At 32.2% G+C, this 20,456-nt stretch carries 22 protein-coding genes; 17 read left to right on the top strand and 5 right to left on the bottom strand.

Annotated elements, in window-relative coordinates; all coding sequences use genetic code 11:
* Positions 1-5: 5 nt before the first annotated feature.
* The 4 genes from MTP08_RS11530 to MTP08_RS11515 all read left to right on the top strand — a co-directional run bounded on the left by MTP08_RS11530 (position 6) and on the right by MTP08_RS11515 (position 2,247).
* A complete protein-coding gene (locus MTP08_RS11530) occupies positions 6-416 on the top strand; it encodes a hypothetical protein (RefSeq protein ID WP_243576077.1) in 411 nt (136 codons plus the stop codon).
* A 427-nt stretch (positions 417-843) separates the two neighbouring features.
* Positions 844-1,059, top strand: a complete 216-nt coding sequence (locus tag MTP08_RS11525) for a cell wall metabolism sensor histidine kinase WalK (RefSeq protein ID WP_243576076.1) — start codon at positions 844-846, stop codon at positions 1,057-1,059.
* 16 nt (positions 1,060-1,075) lie between these two features.
* Positions 1,076-1,261: a hypothetical protein gene (locus MTP08_RS11520; RefSeq protein WP_243576075.1), complete on the top strand. Its 186-nt coding sequence runs from the start codon at positions 1,076-1,078 to the stop codon at positions 1,259-1,261.
* Positions 1,262-1,335: 74 nt separating this feature from the next.
* Positions 1,336-2,247 carry a helix-turn-helix transcriptional regulator gene (locus tag MTP08_RS11515; RefSeq protein WP_243576074.1) on the top strand — a complete coding sequence of 304 codons (912 nt, stop codon included), beginning with the start codon at positions 1,336-1,338 and terminating at the stop codon, positions 2,245-2,247.
* Between the two features lie 18 nt (positions 2,248-2,265).
* Here MTP08_RS11515 and MTP08_RS11510 read toward each other — a convergent pair whose 3' ends face one another.
* Positions 2,266-2,931 (bottom strand): DUF2461 domain-containing protein, encoded by a 666-nt coding sequence (locus MTP08_RS11510; protein ID WP_243576073.1) that lies wholly within the window; start codon positions 2,929-2,931, stop codon positions 2,266-2,268.
* Between the two features lie 268 nt (positions 2,932-3,199).
* Between MTP08_RS11510 and MTP08_RS11505 the strand changes: the two genes are divergently transcribed.
* The 9 genes from MTP08_RS11505 (at position 3,200) to MTP08_RS11465 (ending at position 12,204) form a co-directional block, all read left to right on the top strand.
* Positions 3,200-4,903 (top strand): DEAD/DEAH box helicase, encoded by a 1,704-nt coding sequence (locus MTP08_RS11505; RefSeq protein WP_209390226.1) that lies wholly within the window; start codon positions 3,200-3,202, stop codon positions 4,901-4,903.
* A 150-nt stretch (positions 4,904-5,053) separates the two neighbouring features.
* Positions 5,054-5,692, top strand: a complete 639-nt coding sequence (locus tag MTP08_RS11500) for a DUF47 domain-containing protein (RefSeq protein WP_209390227.1) — start codon at positions 5,054-5,056, stop codon at positions 5,690-5,692.
* A 15-nt stretch (positions 5,693-5,707) separates the two neighbouring features.
* A complete protein-coding gene (locus MTP08_RS11495; protein WP_243576072.1) occupies positions 5,708-6,850 on the top strand; it encodes an inorganic phosphate transporter in 1,143 nt (380 codons plus the stop codon).
* A 194-nt stretch (positions 6,851-7,044) separates the two neighbouring features.
* The gene (locus tag MTP08_RS11490; protein WP_243576071.1) at positions 7,045-7,356 is read left to right on the top strand and encodes a hypothetical protein; all 312 of its coding nucleotides are present in this window, start codon (positions 7,045-7,047) and stop codon (positions 7,354-7,356) included.
* Positions 7,334-8,167, top strand: a complete 834-nt coding sequence (locus tag MTP08_RS11485; RefSeq protein ID WP_243576070.1) for a GLPGLI family protein — start codon at positions 7,334-7,336, stop codon at positions 8,165-8,167. The genes MTP08_RS11490 and MTP08_RS11485 overlap by 23 nt, the downstream gene beginning before the upstream one ends.
* Positions 8,168-8,262: 95 nt before the next feature.
* Entirely contained in the window at positions 8,263-9,234 is a 972-nt protein-coding gene (locus MTP08_RS11480; RefSeq protein WP_209390231.1) for a polyprenyl synthetase family protein, read from the top strand.
* An 89-nt stretch (positions 9,235-9,323) separates the two neighbouring features.
* Positions 9,324-10,280: a GSCFA domain-containing protein gene (locus MTP08_RS11475; RefSeq protein WP_243576069.1), complete on the top strand. Its 957-nt coding sequence runs from the start codon at positions 9,324-9,326 to the stop codon at positions 10,278-10,280.
* A complete protein-coding gene (locus MTP08_RS11470) occupies positions 10,280-11,044 on the top strand; it encodes a TatD family hydrolase (RefSeq protein ID WP_243576068.1) in 765 nt (254 codons plus the stop codon). Before MTP08_RS11475 ends, MTP08_RS11470 begins: the two co-directional genes overlap by 1 nt.
* Positions 11,045-11,052: 8 nt before the next feature.
* A complete protein-coding gene (locus tag MTP08_RS11465) occupies positions 11,053-12,204 on the top strand; it encodes a hypothetical protein (protein ID WP_243576067.1) in 1,152 nt (383 codons plus the stop codon).
* Between the two features lies 1 nt (position 12,205).
* On the opposite strand, the gene MTP08_RS11460 is transcribed toward MTP08_RS11465, so the two are convergent.
* The 3 genes from MTP08_RS11460 to MTP08_RS11450 form a co-directional block, all read right to left on the bottom strand.
* Positions 12,206-12,733 (bottom strand): YcxB family protein, encoded by a 528-nt coding sequence (locus tag MTP08_RS11460; protein ID WP_243576066.1) that lies wholly within the window; start codon positions 12,731-12,733, stop codon positions 12,206-12,208.
* A 63-nt stretch (positions 12,734-12,796) separates the two neighbouring features.
* The gene (locus MTP08_RS11455; protein WP_243576065.1) at positions 12,797-13,099 is read right to left on the bottom strand and encodes a chaperone modulator CbpM; all 303 of its coding nucleotides are present in this window, start codon (positions 13,097-13,099) and stop codon (positions 12,797-12,799) included.
* A gap of 3 nt (positions 13,100-13,102) precedes the next feature.
* Positions 13,103-14,020, bottom strand: a complete 918-nt coding sequence (locus MTP08_RS11450) for a DnaJ C-terminal domain-containing protein (protein ID WP_243576064.1) — start codon at positions 14,018-14,020, stop codon at positions 13,103-13,105.
* Positions 14,021-14,116: 96 nt separating this feature from the next.
* Here MTP08_RS11450 and MTP08_RS11445 point away from each other — a divergent pair, with 96 nt between their 5' ends.
* Positions 14,117-15,316, top strand: coding sequence for a dicarboxylate/amino acid:cation symporter (locus tag MTP08_RS11445; RefSeq protein WP_243576063.1), 1,200 nt, complete (start codon positions 14,117-14,119; stop codon positions 15,314-15,316).
* A 57-nt stretch (positions 15,317-15,373) separates the two neighbouring features.
* On the opposite strand, the gene MTP08_RS11440 is transcribed toward MTP08_RS11445, so the two are convergent.
* The gene (locus MTP08_RS11440; RefSeq protein ID WP_243576062.1) at positions 15,374-16,309 is read right to left on the bottom strand and encodes a sulfate/molybdate ABC transporter ATP-binding protein; all 936 of its coding nucleotides are present in this window, start codon (positions 16,307-16,309) and stop codon (positions 15,374-15,376) included.
* Between the two features lie 130 nt (positions 16,310-16,439).
* Between MTP08_RS11440 and MTP08_RS11435 the strand changes: the two genes are divergently transcribed.
* From MTP08_RS11435 to MTP08_RS11425, 3 genes are all read left to right on the top strand, one after another.
* Positions 16,440-17,099 (top strand): YceI family protein, encoded by a 660-nt coding sequence (locus MTP08_RS11435; protein ID WP_243576061.1) that lies wholly within the window; start codon positions 16,440-16,442, stop codon positions 17,097-17,099.
* Positions 17,100-17,501: 402 nt separating this feature from the next.
* Entirely contained in the window at positions 17,502-18,512 is a 1,011-nt protein-coding gene (pheS, locus tag MTP08_RS11430; protein ID WP_243576060.1) for a phenylalanine--tRNA ligase subunit alpha, read from the top strand.
* Between the two features lie 194 nt (positions 18,513-18,706).
* Entirely contained in the window at positions 18,707-20,449 is a 1,743-nt protein-coding gene (locus MTP08_RS11425; RefSeq protein ID WP_243576059.1) for a sensor histidine kinase, read from the top strand.
* Positions 20,450-20,456: the final 7 nt, after the last annotated feature.

Here is a 20,456-nt window from a genome sequence, read left to right as displayed (position 1 = left end):
ATAATATGACAATAGAAAATTTAAAATTAGAGCAAGAAAAAATAATAAAAGAGATTGAAAATCTTAAATGTGAAAATTCTACACCGATTCCGGATGGAATAATAGATGTTGAAAAATATTTTCACTCAAACCCAAAAATACTTTGGATTAATAAAGATGTGAATAGTGAAAATGATGTGGATGGTTGGAGTTTAATAGATGTGTTGAATGATTTACCAAATGTACTTACAAAGGAAAAGGGTTGGAATCAAACTTTTAATCCAATTGTTTACACACTTTATGGAATATTCAATAAAATGGAATGGGAAAAAATACCTTTCATATCTGAAGAACCAGAAAATTGCCAATGTTATAAAAAATATAGCTTATGTAAATATGAAAAAACTTCCCGGAACAAGTCTCGCAAATCACAGTGAGGTTCAAAAACATTTTTCTGAGAATGATATTTTGAAAAGACAGATTGAATTATTTAAACCATAAGTAATAATTTGTGGAGGAACTTTTGACCTGTTAGATAATCTTTTTGAAGAAATATACGGTGATGAATACGATAAAATGGAAGAAAGGAAAGAAAATAAAACTAGAATTTTTCACAACAGTCGTTTAATGATCATTGACACCTATCATCCATCTAATCGAAGTTTAGGTAAAGAAGTTTACTGCAATACAATTATCAATTCTGTTCTAAATTTCATGAATTAAATTTATTTGCCAATAAAGAAATCCATCACTCAAAAAAGATATTATTCATTTCTGATGTTTATAAAAAGCATCTTCATACCATATTTTATTTAAACAAAAAAATATTTCCTACCCACGGTTTGGCCGTGAAGAAATTTACTTTTGAAAAAAAATAAAAATATGATTTCTTACAATGAATTTTTCAAAACCAACAATTTAAATGTTAAAGCGGAAACTTTAGAAGTGCTTTTAGATCCTAAATACTTAATTTTCTTTGATAATTTAGAAAATAAAGAATCTTTAATTCTTGATCTAAATGATCAAAGCAAGTTATTGCTAATCAATATTTTGATTTCAGTATTGATTAGGGGAAATTAATAGAAATGATCAACTTTTGGATTTTGAGAAAGATATTTTTAAGACCGTCATAAAAGACGAAGTAAACTATAAAACGGAATTTGAAAACCATTCTGTTGCTTTTTTTCAGGATTATGTCGTTGATGGTATTTTCTATCCTCCAAAAAACGATGTTGATTTATCGATTATGATTATCCTTGATGGTTTTGTTGATTTTGTTTAGCCAAAATCAGTAGTGCAACTAAGAGGGTTGATGTATTTTCTTTCTTTTAAAACATTTATAAAAAATTAAAAACAATGGCTCAAGTTGAACAAATTTACCGTTTTATGATGTTGGCGGATCTTTTTAAAAGAAAAAAGAATGGTGTTTCTTACAAAGAAGCTTATGATTTTCTTGAAAAAGAATTTGATAAGAAAGGATTTGAATTAAAATTTTCAGAAAAAACTTTCAAAAGAGACCGTACTCAAATCTTTGAACTCTTGGAAATGGAAAGTTCTTATTCCAGAACTGACAAAAACTTTAAAATTACGGAGCGAGAATATGATCTTGAAAGCGAAAATATTGTAGACAATGTTTTACTGATTGATGCTTATCGGCAGACGAAAGGAAAATCTGGGATTATGCTTTTTCAAAAAAGAAAGGCGAGAGGTTTGGATCATTTGAATGGTTTGCTACATGCGATTCAAAACAGGAAAATTATTTCATTTGATTACCATAAATTTTGGGAGGAAAAAGCGGAAAAAAGAGTGGTAGAATCTTATGCTTTGAAAGAATTTAACGACCGATGGTATCTTTTAGCAAACGAAAAACATAAAGAGGGTTTTTTGCTGAAAACTTTCGGCTTAGACAGGATTTCAGCGCTCGAAATTCATCATTCTACTTTTAAGAGACAGGAAATTGATGCGGAAGAAATTTTCAGAAACTCTTTTGGGATTATTTCAACTTATGGAGAAAATCCCCAGAAAATTCTGCTCTCCTTTGATGCCGTGCAAGGGAAATACATAAAATCTTTACCACTGCATTATTCACAAGAGGTGGTTTCAGAAAACAAAGAAAAATTAGTTATAAAATTGTTTCTGGTTCCGACTTTCGATTTTATCCAAGAAATTTTGTCGCATAGCGAATTGGTTGAAGTTATTTCCCCAAAATCATTAAGAAATGAAGTGAAAGATCGAATAGATATGATGAGAGAAGTATATTCCAAATAAATTAGATTGCCTATCAATTTATTCTAAAGATCCTTCCAAAAAATCATTCAGTGGTTTTGCCGCCATGAATATTTTAGAAAAATTCTGTAAAGTATTGGGTTCAGAAAGTTCTTCATCAGATAAATTGTGTATCCCGACAAAACTTTTTAATTTTAAATATTCTGCCATAGGATCTTCTTTTTCAAAATCTTGCGGTACGTTTTTAAGTTTGTTTTCCTGATCCAGTTCACCGTAATATTTTTTAAAGTTTTCATTTTCTATGGTTTGAAGAAACTCTTCTCCGAATATGGAGATTTCTTTACGTATCGTTTTTAAAATAGACGATTCTGGTAGATAAATTCCGGCAGCTAAAAAAGACTTTCCAGGCTGGATATGAATGTAATATCCGGATTTTTTTCCGTTTTTCCCCATTCCGAAAGATGCTCCGAAATTGGTTTTGTAAGGGGTTTTGTCTTTAGAAAATCTAGTGTCGCGATAAATTCGGAATAAAGCTTTTTTAGGATCTTCTTTTAGAATGTTTTCATCAAACTTCCCCATTTCCTCAATAAGATTTTGAATGAAATCCTGAAAATAGGATAATGCTTCAGTATATAAAGTTTTATTGTCATTAAACCATTCCCGATTGTTGTTTTTTTCAAGTTTTTTAATGAAGCTCAGGATTTTTGGTGAAATAGGGGTTGTCATCTGTTTTTTATTCAAATTTAGAGAATATATATGAGAAATAAACACCTTCTTTTTAAAGATTCGTAAATTTGAAGACCGTAAAAAACCGAAAATTCAAAACCAATAATTGTTGAAAAATTTTTAAATTAAAAATAAAAAAGTTATTGTTTTTCTGTCTAATTTTGAAAATGCTTAAGGTTTTCTAAATTAAAATTATTAATTCGTTAATATTATATAATTCAATATTCAAATAAATATTGTACCTTTGCAAAAAATTTTATAATATTTAATGAATTTATTTACGGAGACCAATTTAAGTCCTGATTTACTTAAGGCAATTGGCGAACTGGGTTACGAAAGCCCGACAGAAATCCAAAAACAGACTATCCCTTTCATTCTTTCAGATATTCGCGATCTTATCGCACTTGCGCAGACAGGGACAGGCAAAACAGCAGCGTTTTCGCTTCCGATTTTGGATATGATTGACGATACGAGTCGCAAAATCCAACTTTTGGTGCTTTGTCCGACACGAGAATTATGTCTTCAGATTACCAAAGACATCAAAAATTATTCTAAGTACATGCAGAACATCAAAACTACAGCAGTTTATGGTGGAAGCAGTATTATGGATCAGATTCGTTCTTTAAAAGAGAAACCACAAATTATTGTAGGAACTCCGGGAAGAGTAATCGATCTAATTAACAGAAAGGCTTTAGACTTTTCGGCTATTCACTGGCTTGTTTTAGATGAGGCAGACGAAATGCTTTCAATGGGTTTCAAAGAAGAACTGGAAACCATCATGAGAGAAACTCCTGAAACGAAACAGACTTTCTTATTCTCTGCTACAATGAGCAAAGAAGTAGAGAGAATTTCTAAAAATTATCTTACAAAACCTCACAGAATTTCGGTGGGTTCTATTAACGAAGTTAAAAAGAACATTAAGCACGAATACTATGTTGCAGGTTACCGTCAGAAAAAAGAAGCTTTAAAAAGACTTATTGACGCTAACCCGAACCAATATTCCATTATTTTCTGCAGAACAAGAATGGAAACACAGGAGGTTGCAGATTTCTTAATGCAGAACGGTTATGCAGCAGATGCTCTTCATGGTGATCTTTCTCAGGCACAGAGAGATACGGTAATGAAGAAATTCAGACTGAAAAATATTGATATTCTTGTGGCTACAGATGTTGCAGCAAGAGGTTTAGATGTAGATTCTCTTACTCACGTAGTACATTATTCTTTGCCGGATGATCCGGAGGTGTTTGTTCACAGAAGTGGTAGAACAGGTAGAGCGGGAAGAGATGGAATTTCGATTGCTTTAATTAAGCCTGAAGAAAGCAGAAAACTGAAGCAGATAAAATCTGTAACAAAAATAGAAATTAACGAAGGTAAAATCCCTACCGGAGAAGATATTGTAAAAGCACAGGTTGCAGGAGTTTTTGAAAGCCTTTTTGAAGAGCACCAAGATTTCTTTGAGTTCGATAATTCTTTAATCCCTGATCTTTCGGCTTTTTCTAAAGAAGAATTAGTACATAAACTACTTCAGTTTCAACTAAAAGATCTTGCTCTTTATTATAAAGACAGACACGATTTAATAGAACAGAAATTGAGCAGCAGAGATGATGACAGAGGTGGAAGAGGTGATAGAAGAGATCGTGATAGAGGTAGAGATCGAGACAGAGACCGCGATAGAGGTGGTAGAGACCGTGGCGAAAGAAGAGGTGGAAAACCAAGACAGCGTGACGAAAATATGACCAGATTTTTCTTCAATTTAGGTAAGAAAGATCAGTTGAAGAAGATAGATGTTTTAGAAATTATTAATAAGGCAACTTCAAGCAAAGGCAACAAGCGTGCTGAAATTGGAAACATCGAAATTCTGGAAAAATTCTCATTCTTTGAAGTAGAAAAATCATTCAAAGGAGAGCTTTTAGGAAACATTTCTTCCATGAAATTTAAAGGAAAGGAAATGAGAGCCGAAGAAGCTAACTAATTCCTGTAAAACTTATATAAACCGGCACTTAGCCGGTTTTTTTATTTATAGGGAAAATATCACTTCAATATTAACAAAAATTAATCTAAGATGCTTCCGGTAACAATCCTTTTTTAAGAAATTTGCAGACGAAATTTATAAACACTATATATGGGAATTGGTAATATTTTCCACGCTTTTCAACCGAAAGATAAAATTTTCTTTGTTCTTTTCGAGAAAGTTACAGACAATCTTGTTGCTATGGCTAATGATTTTAACCAGGGAATAAAAGATTTTGATCTGAATGATGATTCTATGCTTAAAATGATGAGCGACTACGAACACAAAAATGATGAGCTTACCCACGAAATTTTCGTTGAGCTTGGAAAAAACTTCATCACACCTTTCGACCGTGAAGATATTCACACATTGGCTACAGGTCTGGATGATATTGCAGATTATATCTATGCTTCGGCAAAATATATTTTCCTTTACAAATCTCCTAGAATGAAGGCTTATGCAGATTTCTCATTACTGATTCACAAAGCTTGTCTGGAAATTCAGAATGCGATGAAAAATCTTAAAGGATTTAAAAATATGGAACAGGTAAAAGAAGCTTGTATTAAAGTAAATTCTATTGAAAATATTGCGGACGATCTTCTTTCTAATTCTATGGTAGAATTATTCGAAACGAATGATGCGATCAATATTATCAAAGTTTCTTCCGTACTCAATTATCTTGAAGTAGTAACAGACAAAGCAGAAGATGTTGCCAATACCATTGAGAACATCATGATTAAGTACGCATAAAACAAGATAACAAAAATGGAATTTCCTATTTTACTTATAGTTATTATTGCTCTGGCTTTGGTTTTCGATTACATTAATGGTTTTCATGATGCAGCCAACTCAATTGCAACTATTGTTTCCACAAAGGTTTTAACTCCGTTTCAGGCGGTTTTATGGGCAGCATTGTGGAATTTTGCAGCTTTTTTTATTGCGGCATACATCTTCAAAGATTTTAAAATTGGTAATACGATTGCCAAAACGGTAAACGAAAATTTTATTACCCTTGAAGTAATATTCTCAGGATTAATGGCTGCTATTGCATGGAACTTGTTAACATGGTGGTTTGGTATTCCTTCATCTTCTTCACATACCTTAATTGGTGGTTTTTTGGGTGCAGCTTTAATGCATGCTTTCATGATGGATTATCATGAAATTGCTCTTGCTCATCCGGATTTAGGAACTTTTGAAAAATTGAAGGAAGCTTTTGCACAGGTTACCAAACAGGATATTGTGAAATTTGAAAAAGTAATTCCGATTTTCTTATTCATTTTCATGGCTCCCATTATTGGTATGGTGATTTCGATAATTATTACACTTATCATTGTTCATCTTTATAAAAGAGCTAACCCTTACAAAGCAGATAAAGCGTTTAAGAAAATGCAGTTGGTTTCTTCTGCGTTATTCAGTTTGGGACATGGTCTTAATGATGCACAGAAAGTAATGGGGATTATTGGAGCTGCATTAATTTACTACCATGTGAATATGATTCAGGATCCTATATATCTTAATATTCCTTCGGCTGACCGTTTTTCTTTCTTTGCAGAGCATTATCTTTGGGTTCCTTTGGTTTCTTTCATTGCAATCGCATTAGGAACAATGAGCGGTGGTTGGAAGATCATTAAAACAATGGGAACTAAGATTACAAAAGTTACCTCTTTAGAAGGAGTAAGTGCAGAAACTGCGGGAGCGATTACTTTATTTATTACAGACCATTTTGGTATTCCGGTTTCTACAACACATACTATTACAGGTTCAATTATCGGGGTTGGTTTAACGAAAAGAGTATCTGCCGTAAGATGGGGAATTACTGTAAGTCTTCTTTGGGCTTGGGTTTTAACCATTCCTATCTCTGCAATAGTTGCTGGATTTACCTATCTTTTGGTTAAATTTTTCACGTAAGGATAAGATCTATATACAAGATTAAAACTTTGCTCGAAGGGGCAAAGTTTTTTGTTTGTATATTAAGTGTAATAATTTTCAAGAAAAAGTGAATAAAGATTTAGTATTTTTTTCTTTGAAGATAAATTTTAAAAATTAATTATTAACTTTAAAAACGAGTTAGCAATAACTTTAGTAGTTATTAGTATTATCAAATGAGAAAGAAATTCATAGGTTTGTACTTTCAGAATAAGGTTTGCCTTAAAACCTCTGATGGAATGTACGAATTTTCTGCAGAAAAGGTTGATAATGGCTATTTAAATATTCAAGAGTTTCATATTCCGGAAATATTAGCAGATAATGTGTTTTTGAGTTATGATAGTTTTGTAAAACAATACAATGCAGAAATAGATAATTATATTAAAGGTGAAGTCTGCAATTGTAGTAAGGATGGTAAAAATATTTTAAAAATATATAGAATTGAGAAAGTATATCCGAAATTACATGACGAAGGTATTATTTATTAGTCTGCTTGCTTTTTTTGTTATTCTTAAAGCACAAATTAGTACTACCTACGAAATTACTTACAAGCCAGATTCCACAAAGAGTAGTTATAATACAGAGTATATGACACTCAAAATTAAAAATAAGACTTCTTATTTTTATAATGAAACAAAATTCAAATTAGATTCAATTTATAATAGAGTTACAGCAGAGTATTTAAAAACAGGTGTTTTACCTCATGTTTCAACAAAATACGAACTTAATTTTGGTTTTGTAAAAGATTTTAAAAATGATCATTATACTGAAATTAGAAATATTGAAAGCAAAAATTTTGCATTCAATATTAAAAAGCCAGTAATGGTTTGGAAATTATTACCAGATAGAAATACAATTTTAAATTATCCTGTTAAGAAAGCTCAAACCGTTTTTGGCGGTAGAATCTGGATTGCATGGTATACAGAAGAAATACCTTTAAATGATGGACCTTATAAATTTTTCGGACTTCCGGGATTAATTTTAGACTTGAAAGATTCTGCTTCCGATTATCATTTTAAAGTAGTAACTGTTAAAAAGAATGAAGAGGATGTAAAACTTCCAAAAAATATTATCTCTCTTACCGAAGAAAAATATATATCATTAAAAAACAAGATTATTAATGATCCTGCAGTTTCTGTGAGGGAATCTGTGATGCAATCACCCAATGTTGTAATGAAAGATACTAAGGGTAAAATTATGAATCCCAATGAATTATTTGATAAAATAAATCAAGAATTTTTTGAGTTTGTAAAACAGCATAACAATCCTTTAGAAAAAGGCGATGTTTGGATAAAATAGAATTCAATATAAATATAACTTTGCTCGAACGGGCAAAGTTTTTTGTTTTAAAACCCCTCAGAAAATCGTATTTTTGTTCAAACTATTAATATTTTATGGATTTTCTAGATAGATACCAAGAAATCGTTGCTGAAGCAATCAATAAATATACTTTCAAAGATAAGCCTACAGAACTGTATGAGCCGATGAATTACATTATTTCTCATGGTGGAAAGCGTTTGCGTCCTATTATGGTTTTAATGGCTTGCGATTTGTTTGGAGGCGATCAGAAAATGGCAATAAAGCCGGCTTTGGCAATCGAGTTTTTCCATAATTTCACGCTTATTCACGATGATATTATGGATGAAGCTCCGCTCAGAAGAAATAAGCCAACCATTCATACTCTTCACGGAATTAATACAGGTATTCTTTCTGGCGACGGATTGATGCTGAAAGCGTACAAATTTTTTGAAGATTTGGAGCCTGAAATTTTCAAGGCTTGTATCAGAATATTTACCCATACCGGTTTGCTTTTATGCGAAGGACAGCAATACGACATCAATTTTGAAACTCAGGAGAATGTAACTTTTGATGATTACATCAGAATGATTACCTACAAAACCGGAGTTTTGAGTGCTTCTTCTTTTGAAATCGGAGCCATGATTGCAAAAGCTCAGTTTAAAGATGCTAAATCTATTTTCAATTTTGGAAAACACATTGGGATTGCATTCCAGATTATGGATGATTATCTTGATGTTTTCGGAGACCAGACTCAGTTCGGAAAGAAACATGCAGGAGACATTTACGAGAACAAAAAAACAGTACTTTATCTTTTGGCAAGAGAATACGGAACAGAAGAAGAGAGAAAAGAACTCGATTACTGGTACTCTAAAAAAACCGATAACATCGATAAAGTATATGGTGTTGAGAAAATTTTCAGAAGAACGAGAGCAGATGAGAAAGCTTTGCGTTTAATTGAAAAGCATAATGAAATCGGACAAAGTTATCTTGCGAAAATAGATGTTCCCGAAGAAAAGAAAAAACCTTTTTCTGAACTCGCCAACTACCTTTTGAGGAGAGAATCATAACTTAGATTATTCGTCAGTTTGAAAATTTGAATAATACTATTTTTTTAAGTTTTCAAATTGACGCATTCTCAGATTTTCAAATTTACTGAATGAAATTCCGTACAGAAGTAGATATACAGCCGTTTCCGAAAAAGATTCTTGTTGAAGATAAAATATTTTCAATAGGATCTTGTTTTGCATCTGAAATGCATGAATTGTTTCAAAATGGTCAGCTTCAAAGTTTTAATAATCCTTTTGGAACGGTTTTTAATCCTTTTTCGATTAATAATTCGGTGAAAAGACTTCATGATGCTCAATTCTATCTTGAAGATGAGTTAATTGTTTACGATGAAACTTATTTGTCCCTAGATCATCATACGAGTTTCGATACCCGATATATTCACCAGACTTTAGATAAAATCAATACTAAAATAGAAGAAGGGAACCGGTTTCTGCAAGATACAAATTGGGTAATAATTACTTACGGAACTTCTTTTATTTATGAATTTCTACCCAAGAAAAAGCTGGTTGCCAATTGCCATAAAATTCCTCAGAAATTTTTTGAAAAAAGACTTTTAACGCATCAGGAATTAACAGATTCTGTTTATGATACCATTGTAAATTTGAAAGATATCTGCAAAGATGATGTTCAGATTCTTTTTACGGTTTCTCCGGTGCGTCATACCAAAGATGGAATGATCGAAAATCAACTGAGTAAATCCAAATTAATAACCGCCATTCATGAAGCGATAACGCAATTTGAAAACTGTTGCTACATACCCATTTATGAAATTGTAATGGATGATTTGCGGGATTATAGATTTTACAGAGAAGATTTAATTCATCCGAATTCTCAGGCAGTCAATTATATTTTTGAAAAATTTGGCGAGGCTTTTTTTTCAGATGAAACAAAAGATTTCATTAAAGAAAATTTTAAAATTATTCAGGCTTTAGAACATCGTACGGAAGATGAAAAAGATCCGAAATTTCTAAAGTTTAAAGAAAAACTGAATGAAAGAATTGAAGTGCAAAGATTAAAAGTTAAGCACAAAATATTTACGAAATAATGATAGATACACATACTCATTTATATTCTGAAGAGTTCGACGAAGACAGAAAAGAAGCAATTTCAAGAGCTTTGGATAAAGGTGTTACCAAATTTTATCTTCCCGCTATAGACTCGGAATCTCATGAGAAGATGTTACAGCTGGAAAGCCAATATCCTGAGCAGATTTTTGCAATGATGGGACTTCATCCGTGTTATGTAAAGCCAGAATCTTGGGAAAAAGAACTCGACACAGTAAAAAATTATTTAGACAAAAGACATTTTCCGGCAATTGGAGAAATAGGAATAGATTTGTATTGGGATCAATCGACTTTGGATATTCAGATAAACGCGTTTGAGCAGCAAATAGATTGGGCAATAGAGAGAAATTTACCCATCGTAATTCATACAAGAGAAAGTTTTAATGAAACTTTTGAAGTATTGGAGAGAAAAAAGCATCCTCAACTTAGAGGTATTTTTCATTGTTTCTCTGGGAATCTGGATCAGGCAAAACATGCATTAGACCTGAATTTTATGTTAGGAATTGGTGGTGTGGTCACTTTTAAAAACGGGAAAATAGATCAGTTTTTACACGAAATTCCATTAGAAAAAATTGTTCTGGAAACCGATTCTCCCTATCTCGCTCCGGTTCCGCACAGAGGAAAAAGAAACGAAAGTGCCTATCTTGATTTGGTAGCAGGAAAACTGGTAGATATTTATGGAAAAGATTTTTCAGAAATCGACAGAATTACGACAGAAAATGCCAAAAAGATTTTTCAGCATTAAATAATTTAATGAAAGCAGGAATTATAAAGTTTTTAGACAAAACGAACATGATGAAACTCATTGCTTTCACGATTTATTTTGTCATTAATTTCCTGTATTTAATAAAATATGGATCGCGTCAGGAAAAAATTCCCATTTTTTTTCTTGCATTGCTTTTTGTGGGTGTGCATGTTTTGTTTTATGTTTTCTATCAATCGGTTTTAAAAAAGATCAAAATGAATGGGAAAATGATTTCTGTAGCGATTGCAATTTGTGGTATTGTCTACATATTTCTTTCCCATATTATGAAAGATCCTTATAGTTTGAACATCGACAGATGGCAGACGGCAGAATATTCTTTAGATTACTGGCTGCATGGGAAATACATTTATTCTACCAGAAACTTTATGGGAAATATTCCCTCGTATCTTCCGGGGCAGCTTCTGCTTCTGCTTGGTTTTTATCTCTTGGGAAATGTAGGATATATGCAGGCTGCGGCTTTAATGCTCTTTGGAGTTGTTTCTAAATTTGTTTTTAAATCTTTTAAGACCGCTTTTCTGGCAGTTTTTATGCTGTTCTTTTCTTTAACTTATTTGTATGAAGCCATTTGTAAAAGCGATTTTATTTCTTCTTTTATTTTAACATCTGCTTTCATTTTATATTGGAATAAAAAATATCCCTACAATTATTTCCAAAAACCGATATTACTTGGATTGATTGTTGGAATACTTTTTTTAACAAGAAGTGTCGTTTTAGTGCCTCTTATTCTCTTTTTGGGACGTTCGTTTTTTTTAGCAACATTAGGCGAAAAAATGAGATTTTCGCTTACTTTTTTAGGAGTTGTAAGTGTATTGCTTAGTTCTGTACTGCTTCCTGCAGAAAGTGTAGAGTATATTTTGGCGTATAATCCTTTGGGTGTTCAGGGACAGGCAAATGTATTTGTGATGCTGTTTTTTGTTCTGATTACGATATTTCTTTCATTCATCATCAAGAAAATGAAGCATGTTTTCTTTTGCTCTTCAGTTATTGTTTTTTTATTGATGCTTTCGTTTATCGTAGAGCAGATTATTAGAAATACAGAAACCAACTTTATAAATATTACATATCTTACAGCGGCACTACCGTTTTGTATTGTAAGTTTCTGTTTATACAGCGAAGAAAATGAAGTGGTAAAAGTTTAAATTAAATATCAATTTTCTCTTTTAATGTCTTTTTCAATAGCTGAAAATCTTTATCACTGAAAGACTTTTTGGGAAACATATAGCTGTATTTTCCTTCCAGAATTATGCATTCATTATTGCTGTTGAAATATTCAAAATCTTTCCATTCGCTGGTTTCTTTCTCATCATCAATATTTACCGTAAAAAAAGCTTCATTGAAGGTGATTTCGTAAATTCTGCAATTTTCAAGTTTCAAAAGATAATGGTTTACCTGTTTTTTCCATTGGGAAACTTTGTTGATGCCCACAGAAAGAAAAACTGCACAAAGCAAAAGGAGAAAACTCACGAAGTATAAAATTCCTGCTTTCTCCTTTGTAAAATCGTTCCTGAAAATAAATAAAATCAGTAAAATTAAAGCTACAACAATAGTGGTAATTGTTTTTCCTCTTGTGGTGGGAGAGAAAAATAAACTTCCCTGATTTGCGTTAAAATATATTTCTTCGAAATCTTTCCTTTTTGGATGTAAAACGATTATCTTTTCTTGGCTCATAATGATAAATTCTGTTGCAAAGATAGTTTTTTCAAAATTCCGAAAAAGGTAAGTTTATAACAGTTACGCATCTTCATATTTATCGCTTATTGCAGATAATTTACCTAATAATTCACGGTTTTTCTGCTTTAAATCTTCCATTTTTTGCAACATATTATGTATAACTTCCAATCCCGGGAGATTAATGTCTAAATCATAATGCCAATTGGTAAATTTTTCAAAAGAAGGCAAATCTTCATAAAGAAGATACCGAACTTCATTTTCGGTCTGTATATTAATGAGACCGGAATCTACCAGTTCATCAAAAAAAGTAATTTCGATATTATATATTTTTACGAGTTCTTCTCGAGATATTCTTTCATCCATTGCTTAGGAATTTTTAAGTTGTTCAAAAAGTTCTTTCTGCTTATCAGTAAGATTGGTTGGTAATTTTACGTCGTAGGTTACGAACAGATCGCCAAATTGCCCGTCTTTTTTATATATTGGGAAACCTTTTCCTTTTAATCTTACGGTTGTGCCGTTTTGAGTTTCTGGTTTTACCTTTAGATTTACGCTTCCGTCCAGCGTATTTACCGTTACATCACCACCCAAAACTGCTGTGTAAAGATCTATGGAAACTTTTGTTTTAAGATCATCTCCTGTTCTTTCAAGATTAGGATCTGCCTGAATACTAAATGTAATATACAAATCTCCATTTGGGCCACCATTATATCCCGGATTTCCGTGTCCTTTCAGTTTAATCTGCTGTCCGTCATAAACTCCTGCAGGAATTGTAATTCTTACCTTCTTTCCATTAATTTCAAAGGTTTGAGGATGAGTAGTTGCGGCATCTTTAAGGCTTAAATTGAGTTCTGCCTGAACATCCTGTCCTTTAAATTTTCCTGATGCACTTCCTCTTGAGCTTCTTCCGAATCCACCGCCTTCGCCACCAAACATACTTTGGAAAAAATCTGAAAAATCTTCTCCTTCACCAAAATTGGCTCCAGAAAATCCTCCGCCATAATTTCCTCCTTGGTTCTGATACTGTCTTTGCTGTTGTTGAGCCTTTTCATATTCTTCTCCGTGCTTCCAGTGTTCGCCATATTTATCATATTTTGCACGGTTTTCAACGTTGCTGAGAACTTCGTTGGCTTCATTCAGTTCTTTGAATTTTCTTTCAGCCTCCTTGTCATTAGGGTTCAAATCCGGATGTAATTTTCTTGCCAATTTTCGGTAAGCTTTTTTGATGTCTTCCTGTGTTGCATTTTTGTCTACACCCAAAATTTTATAATAATCTACATATGCCATAGAAACAATTTTTTATAAAAATACAAAATTAGCACCTAAATTTTATATCTGGAAAATTAAAAAAAATAAATTTATCTTTGATTAAAAAGTAACTGCATGAACCAGGTTTTGAAAAATTATTCCGGAATTTTATTTTTACTTCTGGGAATTTCCATAGGAAGCATTATCGGTATAATTTCGCCTGCTTTTGTACATTATATAAAGCCTCTCGGCGATATTTTCCTGAATCTTCTTTTTGTAAGTGTAGTTCCGTTAGTGTTTTTTGCTGTTTCCAATTCTATTGCTTCGTTGGAGCAACAATCTAAGTTTGGCAAGATTATGCTTACAATGGCATTTACTTTTTTGTTTTTTATTATAACGGCGGCTGTATTCACAATTTGTGTCGTGTATTTTTTTCCGGTTTCAGGAGTTTCAGGAAGTTCGGAGATTATGGAAGAAGCTGCCAACAGCGATAGTTGGGGTGATAGAATTGTTGGTTTCTTTACAGTTGGAGAGTTTACGCAGCTTTTTTCGAGACAGAATATGTTGGCATTGCTTATTTTTTCTTTTCTTACCGGTTTTTCTGCTCGCAAAGCTGGTGAAAAGGGTAAAGCATTCAGGTCTTTTATTGCATCAGGCTACGAAGTAATGAAAGAATTACTTTTAATGATAATGAAAATAGCTCCTATTGGCTTGGGTGCATATTTTGCCTTTCAGGTGGCAACATTAGGACCTCAGCTTTTTGGGTTTTACGCCAAACCTTTAGGATTATATTATATTGCCGGAATAGTTTATTTTTTTGTGTTCTTTTCACTGTATGCTTTTTTGGCAAAAGGTAAAAGTGGAGTGAGCGATTTTTGGAAAAATGCTATATATCCATCATTAACAGCATTAAGTACTTGCAGCAGTTTTGCGACCATGCCGGCAAATTTACAGGCAGCGTCACAAATGAAAATACCTTCTCAGATTTACAATATCGTAATTCCTATTGGGACAACTTTGCATAAAAACGGTTCGTCTATGTCGTCGATAATTAAAATTTATGTGGCATTTTTAATTATAGGAAGAGATTTCTTTGATCCGGTAAATTTACTTTTAGCATTGGGTATTACTGTTTTTGTGAGTATTGTAGCGGGAGGAATTCCGAATGGAGGATATATTGGAGAAATGCTGATGATTTCTGTATATCAGCTGCCCCAAGAGGCAATTCCGGCGGTGATGATTATAGGAACTTTGGTAGATCCTTTAGCAACAGTTTTAAATGCAGTTGGTCAGTTAATTGCATCGCTTTTTGTGAGTAGATTTGTGAAAATTTAGATTTCCGAATAAAATATTTTTAATCTCGAAATTGTTTGAAACTTTACTTTGCAGAAATCAGCTTAAAATGATTTTTACTGTGTTTTCTATTTTGTTTTCGGTAAATAAAACTAATTCTTTATTTTTAGACAGCACTTTATTCCAGTAATAATTTCCTGCAAATCTGCTTTCTAAAATAATTGCGTCAAAACCTTCTTCAGCAATTTTAATCTGATGTGGATAATAGAAAAATCTGTCGGTACAGAATTCAGACATTTCAATTTCAGAAAAGAGATTTACCTCTCCAAAAAGTTTGGCGACATATTCACTGCTGGGATTTTTATAAATGTTGAAAGTCTTGTCTTTCTGAATTAATTCGCCATTTTTAAGAATTACAATTTCGTCCGTCCATGGAAGAATATCCTGTAGTTCGTGAGTTGAAATAAGAAGCGTAATTTTATTTTCTCTTACAAATCTGAACAGTTTTTCTCTAAGTTCAATTTTTCTTGCAAAATCCAGATTGCTGAAAGGTTCATCTAACAAAAGGAGTTTCGGGAGTTTAGAGAGAGCTCTTGCAATGGCAACTCTCTGCTGTTGTCCGCCGCTGAGGTTTTTTGGCAGAACATGGGCAAATTCTGTTAAACCAACCACTTCCAAAAGTTCTTCAGTCTTTTCTCTTTTGTGAGACAAATTTATATTTGAAATAAATTTCCCAACATTATCTGCGACCGTAGAGTAGGGCATCAAATCAAAATTTTGGGCAACAAATTTCATTTCTGCTTCTCCCGGAACCAGATTTCCTTTGGGACCCAACAGTTTTTTATCATCAAAAATAATATCTCCGCTTTCCCAGTCTTGTAAGCCATATATTAAACTGAGTAATGTAGATTTTCCGCAACCGCTTTCACCTGCTAATGCAATGATTTTACCTTCTTCAAACTGAAGATTGAGGTTTTCAAAAAGTTTTTTTTCTTTTGAATACGAAAAGTGAAGGTTTTGAATCTCGAGTAGCATAATGCAAAAATAGCAGTTTTTAGGTTAGGGTGGCATATTTTTAGTAATTTAGCCATAACAAATTTGCTTTATTGGGAAGTCTGTTTTATATGGTTTCACGATATTCAAGTGAATATTAAACTTTTTAAATATGAAAAAAAATATCTTATCTGTTGCTGTTTTTGTTCTTTTTTCAACTTTTTTAGCAATTTCGTGCTCAAAAGAAAAACCAGTAACTTCTGATGCCAATGACGTTTCCACTACTAAAGACGGAACTCAGTTTGTGGTAGATACATTGAACAGTAATATAGAATGGAAAGGCTATAAGATATTTAAAACCGAAAACACCAGTCATTTTGGAACCATTAAGTTTGAAAGTGGTATGATTACCGTAAAAGACGGAAAGCTGGAAAGCGGAAATTTTGTAGCAGACATGGGTTCTCTTACTTCTGAAGATCTCAAAAATAAGAAACAGGATTTGGAAAAACTGAACAGTCACCTGAAAAGTGCAGATTTTTTTGAAGTTGAGAAATTTCCGACTTCTTCTTATGAAATCACCAAGGTTAGTCCTGCTTCAGAAGGAGATTATAATACAGTTTTAGATGGTAATCTCAGTATTAAAGGGATAAAAAAAGCGGTACAATTTAAAGCAAATGTATCTGTAAACGGAAACGAAGTGAGTATTGCCACCGAACCTAAAGATATTATGAGAGATGAATTTGGAGTTAAATTTCAGTCTCCAGCTGCTAACGGAGTGATTAAAAATGAAGTTACGCTCCAAATGAAAGTTAAAGCTATTGAAAAGAAATAAATGATGATTTTTTATAAGCCCAAAATAATTCTAGCACTCAGTATTCTCTCAACGATTTTCCTGATGAGTATTCAGATTTTTTCATACTTGTCATGGGGCGGACAAATTGTTCAAATAGTTGTGGAAATGTGGGTGATTCCGTCTTTAATTTTGTTGGGGTTTTTATTTTTCTTTAATCTCATTAATGTTTACAAGAAAAAAAGAGAATACTATGTAAGTTTTGTGCTTAATTTTTTCACGGTTTTGAGTCTTATAATTAGCACTGTTTTAGATAAAAATTAATAATAAATACTTAATAAAAATCTGTTTTTAAAGAAGCAGATTTTTTTATGGCAAATAGAAAGGTTTTTTTGAGCCGAAAACCGTATTTTTGCACATACATTTTTTTGAAAGTATAAAACGATGATTGATAAGATAGAAGGTTTACTTGAAGAAGTAAAAAGCTTTAACACTGCGATTAAAGAAGAAATAGAAAGTTTCCGAATCAGATTTAATGGAAAAAAAGGTGTGCTGAATGATTTTTATGAAGCATTAAAAGAAATTCCTAACGATCAGAAAAAAGATTTCGGACAGAAAATTAATACTCTTAAAGTTGCTGTTAATACTAAACTGGAAGATTTGAAAAATGCTTCTGCATCTTCTATCATTACAGAAAAAGAAGATCTTACCCGACCTGCTTTTCCTTTAGAATTGGGTTCGAGACATCCTATTAACCTTGTAAAGAACAGGATTATAGAGATTTTCAGATCCATAGGTTTTGCGGTAGCAGACGGTCCGGAAATTGAAGACGACTGGCATAATTTTACAGCATTAAACCTTCCTGAGTATCACCCTGCGAGAGATATGCAGGATACATTCTTTATAGAGCAAAATCCAGATATTTTATTGAGAACGCATACTTCGTCTGTTCAGATTAGATATATGGAAGAAAATCAGCCTCCGATAAGAATTTTATCTCCCGGAAGAGTGTTTAGAAATGAAGCGGTTTCTTCTCGTTCACACTGTATTTTCCACCAGATCGAAGGATTGTATATAGACGAAAATGTTAGTTTTGCAGATCTTAAGCAGACTATTCAGTTTTTTACGACTGAACTTTTTGGGAAGTCTAAAATAAGAATGAGACCTTCCTATTTCCCATTTACAGAGCCAAGTGCAGAGATTGATGTGTATTGGGGGCTCAATTCAGAAACAGATTACAGAATAACCAAAGGTACCGGTTGGCTGGAAATAATGGGTTGCGGAATGGTAGATCCTGCAGTTTTGAAAAATGTAAATATTGATTCTGAAAAGTATTCCGGTTATGCTTTCGGAATGGGGATTGAAAGAATTGTTATGCTTCTTTACCAAATGAGCGATATCAGAATGTTCTTCGAAAATGATATCAGGACACTTGAACAGTTTAAGACTTTATAAAAGAAAACATACATTATCCTGCAATCTCTGTTGCAGGATTTTTTTAATGAAAAATATGCAATTGGTTTAAGTAGGGATTGATACTGTTTTCTCTGTTTCTAAGCCTAAAATAAGAGTTTTTATCTTAGAAATGTTTAATTTTACCTTGCAGTAAATTTTTCATATAAACAAATCCAGAAATTATATAAAACAATATGAATATTAAAGATACTTCTTCTAAATCGGTTAGATTTCGATATAGGAAAATTGTGCATTATTCTCTTATTGTATGTATTTTGTTGATTCAGCTGATTATTGCAGCTTTTTTTTATAATGAATTTATAAAAAGCAAAAATCTGTCTTTTATAAAAAAACAGCTGAATGAAATACATTCACTCGAAAATCTTACCGATAATTCTAAAAATGAATTGCTTTCCGCACAGGGATTTTTGCAGAAGTATGTAGAAACCAAAGATGAAACGTATTTAGATTCTTATTTTAAATCTTTAAATACGTTGGATAAAAACATCAATGTAATTAATGGGTATGAAAATAAATTCCCTAAAATAAAGGCGATTACAAAACCGATGCAAAGCTCATCATCTCATGTCAATCAGCTTAAAGATCTTATAGATTCAACGTATCAGTATTCTACACAAGGCAATTTTAATAATACTAGAGAAGATTTACCAGGCTTCAAAAAATATGCTTTAAAATACGATTTCGATAAGTTTAATGTAGTACTCGATACCAAAGTTTTTAAAGATACGATTAAAAAGAAAGGTCTTTTTGGACGTTTAGGCGATGCGATATCCGGAAAAGGTGGGAAAGCGAAAGATAGTGTTGTGGTAACTGTAAAGCAAGGAGTTATGCCTACTTCTACAAGTATTAAAGCCGATTTCGACAGTATTCTGAGAGTGGTGAACAATCATTATCTTGTTGAAGATAAAAAAATAAAGCTAAGAGTAAACAATTCTCAAAACAACAATAATAAATTTTACAAAGTATTTAATGATCTTTTTGTCTACAGCAGCGGATTAATGAATGTTTACGAAGCTGCAATAAAAGGCTCTAAAAGCGATTTGGAAAAAGAATACGATAAACTGAATTCTAAAAATAACAAGATTAGAACCAACCTTATTTTTGGAGCGATGATTTTAATGTTTATTGTTTCTATTCTTATCATGATTCTTACCAGAATTGCATTCATTTATGAAAAAAGATTAAAAGCATCCAATATTCAGATTGAAGAAAATCTTAAATTTAAAAACAGAATTCTCGGAATGCTAAGTCATGAGTTAAGATCTCCCTTGAAAATTATCGGGCTTTTTCTTAACAGAATCAATAAAAAAACGAATGATGAGAGTGTAAAAGAGTATCTGAAATCGATAAGTTTTACGAATAACACTTTATTGATGCAGGCAAATCAGATTTTAGAATATACTAAAAATCAGCAGGTTGAAAATAAAATTATCCCGGTTAATTTTAATCTGAAAAATGAAGTTTCGTCTATAATGAATTCTATGGAACCTTACATCGAAACAAGGCATAATGAATTTATTGTTAATCAGGATATTCAAGATGATATAATTGTTTTTTCAGATAATACCAAAATCAACCAGATTTTCATGAATATATTGGGGAATGCCAATAAATTTACAGAAAACGGAAAAATTACGGTGAATACAAAAGCAGAATATTTGGACGATAATACTGTTTTGCTTTCTGCTAAAGTAAGCGATAGTGGTGTGGGGATTTCTCAGGCTGATCTGAAAAATATTTTCGAACCCTATTATCAAGGAGTTTTATCCGATGAAGTTGAAAATTTAGGTGCAGGTTTAGGTTTAAGTCTTTGTAAAGAATTGGTAGAGCTTTATAATGGTAATATTTCTGTTGAAAGTGAACAAAATATTGGGACAACCGTTTCTTTTGAAGTTCAATTAGATGTTAAAAAATAAAAGAGAT

The organism is Chryseobacterium oryzae, from assembly GCF_022811665.1.
GTDB classification, from domain to species: domain Bacteria; phylum Bacteroidota; class Bacteroidia; order Flavobacteriales; family Weeksellaceae; genus Chryseobacterium; species Chryseobacterium oryzae.
This window is presented reverse-complemented; position numbering and strand designations above follow the sequence as displayed.